The sequence below is a fragment of the Novosphingobium sp. GW835-FHT14H07 genome (assembly GCF_058793515.1).
Window position 1 is genome coordinate 46,146 of sequence record NZ_JBXAFX010000027.1, and the last position, 7,066, is coordinate 53,211.

General features: G+C 61.6%; 7 protein-coding genes. 4 read left to right on the top strand and 3 right to left on the bottom strand.

Annotated elements, in window-relative coordinates:
• Positions 1 to 87 precede the first annotated feature (87 nt).
• The 3 genes from trpS to secB are packed head-to-tail and all read right to left on the bottom strand — an operon-like array spanning position 88 to position 3,258.
• Positions 88 to 1,107, bottom strand: a complete 1,020-nt coding sequence (gene trpS, locus AC1Q5P_RS18120) for a tryptophan--tRNA ligase (protein WP_492519676.1) — start codon at positions 1,105 to 1,107, stop codon at positions 88 to 90.
• A 10-nt stretch (positions 1,108 to 1,117) separates the two neighbouring features.
• Complete coding sequence (gene murJ / locus AC1Q5P_RS18125; protein ID WP_492519677.1) at positions 1,118 to 2,689, bottom strand: murein biosynthesis integral membrane protein MurJ; 1,572 nt, start codon at positions 2,687 to 2,689, stop codon at positions 1,118 to 1,120.
• Between the two features lie 50 nt (positions 2,690 to 2,739).
• Positions 2,740 to 3,258, bottom strand: coding sequence for a protein-export chaperone SecB (gene secB / locus AC1Q5P_RS18130; protein ID WP_062347274.1), 519 nt, complete (start codon positions 3,256 to 3,258; stop codon positions 2,740 to 2,742).
• Between the two features lie 247 nt (positions 3,259 to 3,505).
• On the opposite strand from secB, the gene AC1Q5P_RS18135 reads away from it, so the two are divergent.
• From AC1Q5P_RS18135 to AC1Q5P_RS18150, 4 genes are all read left to right on the top strand, one after another.
• Entirely contained in the window at positions 3,506 to 4,183 is a 678-nt protein-coding gene (locus AC1Q5P_RS18135) for a Tim44/TimA family putative adaptor protein (RefSeq protein WP_156452174.1), read from the top strand.
• 8 nt (positions 4,184 to 4,191) lie between these two features.
• Positions 4,192 to 5,409, top strand: a complete 1,218-nt coding sequence (gene mltA, locus AC1Q5P_RS18140) for a murein transglycosylase A (RefSeq protein ID WP_492519678.1) — start codon at positions 4,192 to 4,194, stop codon at positions 5,407 to 5,409.
• A 155-nt stretch (positions 5,410 to 5,564) separates the two neighbouring features.
• Positions 5,565 to 5,981 (top strand): Smr/MutS family protein, encoded by a 417-nt coding sequence (locus AC1Q5P_RS18145; RefSeq protein WP_492519680.1) that lies wholly within the window; start codon positions 5,565 to 5,567, stop codon positions 5,979 to 5,981.
• Positions 5,982 to 6,016: 35 nt separating this feature from the next.
• Positions 6,017 to 6,856, top strand: coding sequence for a hypothetical protein (locus AC1Q5P_RS18150; RefSeq protein ID WP_492519679.1), 840 nt, complete (start codon positions 6,017 to 6,019; stop codon positions 6,854 to 6,856).
• Positions 6,857 to 7,066: the final 210 nt, after the last annotated feature.

Genomic DNA, 7,066 nt, shown 5'->3' on the forward strand with positions numbered 1-7,066 from the left:
TTGGACGGGAAGTGCTGAATGCACGTTGAATGGTGCCTGCAACATATGTTGCAGGCACGTAATGTTTTGCAACGAACTGACGGAAAATCAGCCTCTTACAAGGCCCAATGCCTGATAGGTCCGGGCGAGGGTCGGCGCAGCAAGGTCACGAGCCTTCAGCGCGCCCTTGGCAAGGATCGCGTCCAGCGCCTCGCCGTCCTGGCGCAGCTGGCGATAACGTGCCGCCATCGGCGACAGCGTCTCGACCAGCAGTTCGCCCAGTGCAGGCTTGAACTGGCCGAAGCCCTTGCCTTCGAACTGCGTCAGAACCTCGGCAGGCGAAGTGCCAGCCATGGCCGCATAAATGCCGACAAGGTTGTTCGCTTCCGGACGCCCGGCCAGCCCTTCGACCGTGCCCGGCAGCGGTTCGGGATCAGTCTTGGCCTTCTTTACCTTCTGCATGATCGCATCGGCATCGTCGGTCAGGTTGATCCGGCTCATGTCCGAAGGATCGGACTTGCTCATCTTCGCGCTGCCATCGCGCAAGCTCATGATGCGCGCAGCCTCGGGCGGGATGATCGGATCGGGCAGCGTGAACAGCGGCGCATCTTCGGCACAGAAATCGTTGTTGAACTTCTGCGCGATGTCGCGCGCCAGCTCCAGATGCTGCTTCTGGTCCTCGCCCACCGGCACGTGCGTTGCCTGATAGAGCAGCACGTCGGCCGCCTGCAGCACCGGATAGGTGAACAGCGCCACGCTCGCGCCCTCGCGGTTCTTGCCCGCCTTGTCCTTCCATTGCGTCATGCGGTTCAGCCAGCCCATCCGCGCCGTGCCGTTGAGCAGCCATTGCAGTTCGGCATGGGCGGGCACCTGCGCCTGGTTGAACAGGATCGACTTGTCGGGATCGATCCCGCACGAAACCAGCGCCGCCACCATTTCGCGCGTGTTTGCCGCCAGTTCCGCCGGGCTATGCGGCATCGAGATCGCGTGAAGATCGGCAAGGAAATAGAGGCACTGCCCGCCCTTGGCCGACCACTCGTCCTGCATGCGCACCCAATTCCGGATCGCACCGAGGTAATTGCCGAGGTGGAGATTGCCGGTTGGCTGGATGCCGGAAACGATACGCATTTCGGTGCCTTCAGTTGGAGCGGCGACGCCGCAGGAGAAGCTTGAGGTCGTCCACCCGGAAGGCCCCGGTCAGGACGGCGGCAAGGCCATAGACGACGACACCGGACGTGACCAGTGCAGCCATGGCCGCCACGCGAATGGTCCACGTGCCATGGACATAGGGCATCACCAGCCCCTGCCCTGCCCACAGCACCGCGCCCATTGCCAGCGCCGCCAGCGCCAGCCGAAGGGTGCGCCGCTTGAGACGTGCATCGGCGGCAAAGTGCCCGCGCTTGACCAGCGTGTGATAGAGCAGCCAGACGTTGACGGTCGAGGCAATTGCCGTCGCCAGCGGCGGCCCCATGTGCCTCAGCGGCACGATCAGTGCCAGATTGCCGACGAGGTTCACCACCATCGAAATCGTGGCATAGCGCACCGGAGTCTTCGTATCCTGTCGCGCGTAGTATCCCGGCGTCAGGACCTTCACCAGAATGTAGCTCGGCAGCCCGACAGAGAACGCGGCCAGCGCCTGCGCGGTGAAATGCGTATCCATCGCGTCGAACTTGCCATAGCCGAACAGCGCTGCCGCAATCGGCTCGCCGCACAATACCAGCGCCACCGTTGCGGGCAGCGTCAGCAGCAGCGCCAGCTCCATGCCCCGGTTCTGCGTTTCCATCGCTGCCACTTCCTCACCACCGCCCAACTGACGCGAGATCGTCGGCAGCAGCACCGTGCCAAGGCCGATGCCGATCAGCCCCAGCGGCAACTGGTTCAGCCGGTCGGCCATGTAGATGTAGGTGACCGAACCGTGATCGAGCAGCGATGCGGCCAGCGCGGTCGAGATTACCAGGTTGATCTGCACCGCGCCTGCCCCTGCCGCCGCCGGCAGGATCAGCTTGAGCAGCTGCTTCACTTCAGGTGAAAGCCGCGGGCGGCGCAGCCGCACCCGCACACCATTCCGGCGGCAGGCCCAGGCCAGCCACAGCAGCTGCAGCGCGCCCGAGACCGAAACGGCAATCGCCTGGTTGCGTGCGGTGACCAGCGGATCGTCCGAATGGAAGCCCAGCAGCGCCACGATCAGCGTCAGGTTCAGCAGGATCGGCGCCGCCGCGTTGACCCAGAACTTGCCCAGCGAATTGAGGATGCCGCCAAACAGTGAGACGATGCTGATCAGCATCAGGTAGGGGATCGTCCAGCGCGACAGCTCGACCGCATAGGCGAACTGGTCCGCACTCACCCCGTTGAACTTGCCCGACAGAAGCAGCGTCACCGGCCAGGCGAAAACTTCCAGCACCACCGTCATGAACAGCAGCACCGGCAGCAGCACGGCAAGCGCGGCTTCCGCAAAGTCCAGCCCGTCACGCAGGCCCTTACCCTCGGGATCGGCGACCTTCTTGTTGAACATCGGGATGAAGGCGCTGGCAAACGCGCCTTCGGCGAACAAGGCGCGGAACATGTTGGGCAGCCGGAACGCGACAAGGAATGCGTCCGAGGCAAACGCCGCGCCGACGAAGCGCGCGAACAGGCTGTCGCGCACCAGTCCCAGAATGCGGCTGAGCAGGGTCAGTCCGCCAATCGATCCGGTGGCCTTCAGGAGGTTCATGGCAAGAGGTCCACTGTTGCCTCCGTCCGGCCACCGGATCAGGTGTCAGATCAGGCCTGGCCAGCCGGAGTCGCTTCCGCGGTCGCCTGTGCCTGCGCGAGCTGCTGCATGTACAGGCCGTTGAAGTCGATCGGCTCGAGCATCAGCGGCGGGTAACCGGCATCGCGCACGGCATCGGCGACGATGCGGCGGGCAAACGGGAACAGGATGCGCGGACCTTCGGCGAACAGGAACGGGTGGGCCTGGTCGTCGGGCACGTTGCGCATGCCGATGAGGCCGCAATAGGCCAGTTCCACGATGAACGCGGTGCCCTGCGTGCCCTTCGACGTCACGTTGATCTTCAGCTCGATCTCGTGGATTTCCGGCTGGATCACGCGGGCCGAGATGTTGAAGTCCACGGCGATGTCGGGCGCTTCGCTCCACTGGTAGGATTCGGGCGCGTTGGGATTTTCGACCGAAAGGTCCTTCACGTACTGCGAGATCAGGCCGATCGCGGGCGAAGTGTCTTCCCCGTTCGGAACGGGGCCATCGACATTGAGATTCGAAATGATGTTGCCTTCGTCGGCCATGTCAGACGTGCTTTCTGTGTGGGTTTCCCTTGGCCGCGCGCCTAGCATCATGCCCCAAAGGCCGCAATCCGCCTTTGTCTGGCGCAACGAGGCCACAACCTGACGAGATTCTTTGCCAAGGGATGAGCCCAAAGGGTCATGCACGCGTTGTTCATTTGTAATCCGTACCTATTTGAGGCACGTTGGAATGACGCCGTGAGCTCAGGTCTTCCGATCCGGGGCCATGGACAGTTCGGGAATCTTGCGCGTGATTGTTCAAATTGTGATCCTGGCGATGATTGCGGCCTTTCTGGGCCTGCGCCTCTACTCCGTCCTTGGCCGCCGGCCCGAGCATGACGAGGAGCCGATGCGCCGCCGGATCGAACAGCCCGATCCCTCGGCCAAATCGCAGCAGCAGCCGGTCCAGCAGCAGGGCGGTTCCGCCGCTCCGCGCCCGCGCGAACTTGCCGCACCTGCCCCCAGCACGTTTGACAACAGCGCCGAAGCCGGCGTCCGGGCAATTATCTCGGCCGATCGCCGCTTCGATGTCGCGCAGTTCCTGGCAGGGTCGAAGGGCGCCTATACCATGATCCTCGAAGCCTTCTGGCGCGGGGACAAGAACGATCTGCTCCAGCTCTGCGACGCCGACGTCTACGAAGGCTTCAGCTCGGCCATCGATGCCCGCGCTCAAGCCGGCGAGACGATCGACGCCCGCGTGATTCGCATCGAGGAAGCGCGCATCGTCGCGGCCTCGATCGAAGGACAGACCGCGCGCATCACCGTCCGCTTCCTCGCAGATATTGCCTCGGTTACCCGGAACGCAGAAGGCACCGTCATTGCCGGCTCGCTCGACGATGCGATTGAAGCGCGCGATCTGTGGACTTTCCGCCGCGATCTCACCTCGCGCGATCCCGACTGGCTGCTCGACGAAACCGACGAGGCCTGAGGCTTCAAGTGAGGGGCATTCAAGGGTTCTGCAAAACGAAGAGCGCTGCGATCATCGCGGCGCTCTTTCTGCTTGGCGGCTGCGTGCGCCTTGTGCCCGAAGGCAGTGCTCCGCGCCCGGTCACGCCGCCAACCCCGCCTGCGGTAAAACCCGCCACCGCCGCGCTCACCGGCGTCATGCGCGGCCCCGTCGTCGCAGGCCTCGGCTTCAAGCCTGATAACACCGCCGCCGCGCTGCAGGCCTTTGCCACATCCTGCCCCCGGCTGACAAAGCGCACCGACAATTCCGGCCTCACCCGCCCAGAGGACTGGGCTCCCGCCTGCGCCGCCGCCGCCACCTGGCCCGCGGGCGAATCCGCGCGCTTCTTCACCACCTATTTCGAAACCGCCGAAGTCGGCGATGGCGCGGCCTTCGTCACCGGCTATTTCGAACCCGAGATAGCCGGATCCCGCACCCGCCAGCCGGGCTTCGACGTGCCGGTCTATGCCCTGCCGAAGGACCTCGTCCGCGCCAAATCCGGCGACGCGCAGCCCCTGCCCGACGGCAAGATGCCATTGGGCCGCTACGACGATGCCGGCGTCTTCACCGCCTATCACGATCGCGGCCAGATCGAGGATGGCGCCCTGCAAGGCAAGGGCCTCGAACTGGCATGGGCGGCCGATCCGGTCGAATTCTTCTTCCTGCAGATTCAGGGCTCGGGCCGTCTGCGCGCGCCTGATGGCAGCGTGATCCGCTTGGGCTTTGCCGGGCAGAACGGCCATGCCTACACCGGCATAGGCTCGCTGATGCGCGAGCGCGGGTTGATCGGTTCCTCGCCGGGGCAGTATTCCGGCTCGATGCAGGGCATCCAGCAGTACCTGCGCGATTTCCCCGACGCCGGACGGCAGTTGATGCGCCAGAACCGCAGCTATGTCTTCTTCCGCGAATTGACCGGCCCCGGCCCGGTCGGAGCGCTCAACGTCCCCATCGCCGGGCGCAGCACCGTCGCCGCCGATCCCGCCTTCGTGCCGCTGGGCGCGCCGGTCTGGCTGCAGGTGGACCGCAAGGAAGCGAGCGGGCTGTGGGTGGCGCAGGACACCGGCGGCGCGATCCAGGGTGCCAATCGCTTTGACAGCTTCTGGGGCGCAGGCCCCGAAGCCCGCCAGATCGCCGGCGGCATGAGCGCACGGGGCCGCGCCCTCATCCTCCTGCCCAAGGGGACGCTGTCGCGTCTCGGCCAGCAGTGAGGAAGGCTCCGAGAGGCCTCTCCCCCGAAGAGGCCGACCTGTGGAACAAGGTCGCCGCCACGATCACCCCGCTCCACCCGCCAAGGCCCAAGGCCCCAAAGGCGGTTGAAGTCACACCCGCCATCCCGCTCCCGCCGCCGCCACCGGCAAAGCGCGTGAAAGGCCGCGTCCCTCCCCCGCAGCCCACGCCCGCGCCAACTCCCGTCGCCCGCCCTCTGCAAAACCACGGCCTAGATTCCAGCTGGGACCGCAAACTGTCACGAGGGCCAATTACCCCCGACGTCACCATAGACCTCCACGGCCTCACCCTAGACGCCGCCCACGCCCGCCTCACCGGCAGCATCGCCCAAGCCATCGCCATGGGCGCCCGCGTCATGCTCCTCATCGCCGGCAAACCCCGCCCCCACGACGAACACGACCAACGCGGCAACCGCAGAGGCGTCATCCGCGCCAAACTGCTCGACTGGCTGGCGCATAGCCCGCATGCGGGGCAAATCGCGGCGGTAAGGCCCGCGCAGCCGAGGCATGGGGGTGCAGGCGCGGTTTACATTGTGCTGCGGAAGGGGCGGTAGGCGAATGTTCAGTAAGGAGAAATTGAGTTGTTTTAATGGACACCCTTACGGTAACAATGTCTTATCGGGCACTTGAGATGTCACGCAAAAATAGAACTCGCCTATCAGTAATATCGGGAGGTATTTTGAGTGAAATAGTGTCTATTCGAGAGAATAGATCGGGAGATATCATTATAATATTTAAACGCCCAAATTATGTTTGGTCAGATGATTTCTCCAATGTTTCTGTTAAGGAACTACGCATTTCTCTCCACGCCTTAAAAGAGTGGGGCGGACACACTTTTGTAAGACATCTGAAAACAGCGGATGATTATTATCGGCGCTGGTATTCAAATATCGAGCGCGTAAATGGCAATCTGGTATGGCCATTGGTATCAACCGTGTCACAAGATCTTCGACACGAAAATTATTGGATATCTGAAAATTCCAGAGATAAAATAGTTACCATAGATTCGTATGACCCCGAAAACAGCACCATGTATCTTGGAATTATTGCCACTTCTAAAGAATGCAGATTAGAACATCCCTTAGGCCTTAACGAGCTGAACTTAAGTTTCTCACATTTTGATATAAGAGTAATCTGGCATTTTTCGCATTTACCAAGTTGCAACAAGGGTTATGCTTTTTTCCCGAATATAGCGTCTTGGGTACAAAACGGAAAATTAGATTTAAAAACGAGATCGAAAGATAAAACTTTATCGATGGATATTTATGGAGTTTATGATTTTTTTGGGGCAGCTTTTGGGCGGCTTTCAAAAATACACTACCATCATTTGATTGAAGATTGGGAATTTCCACAGGATCTCGAGTTCCCATCTTTATCTATTGCGGCGAGAAGTTTTTTTAAACGTCCTCTGGACGACGGTGAACCATAAAATTTTCAACTTTATTGCCCGCATTTTGCGAGCTTCTCAACAAAGGAAGCGGATCGCAGATTGCACCAAGTTGAGAATGAAAGGTTGAGCCGGCAAACTTGACAAAAATAACCATATAGGTTACATGCCCCGTCCACAGGTCAGGAGAGGGCACAAGGCCAACCCGCTCCTCTCCCTTCGGAGCTTACGCCCAGAATTATACTTGGGCGG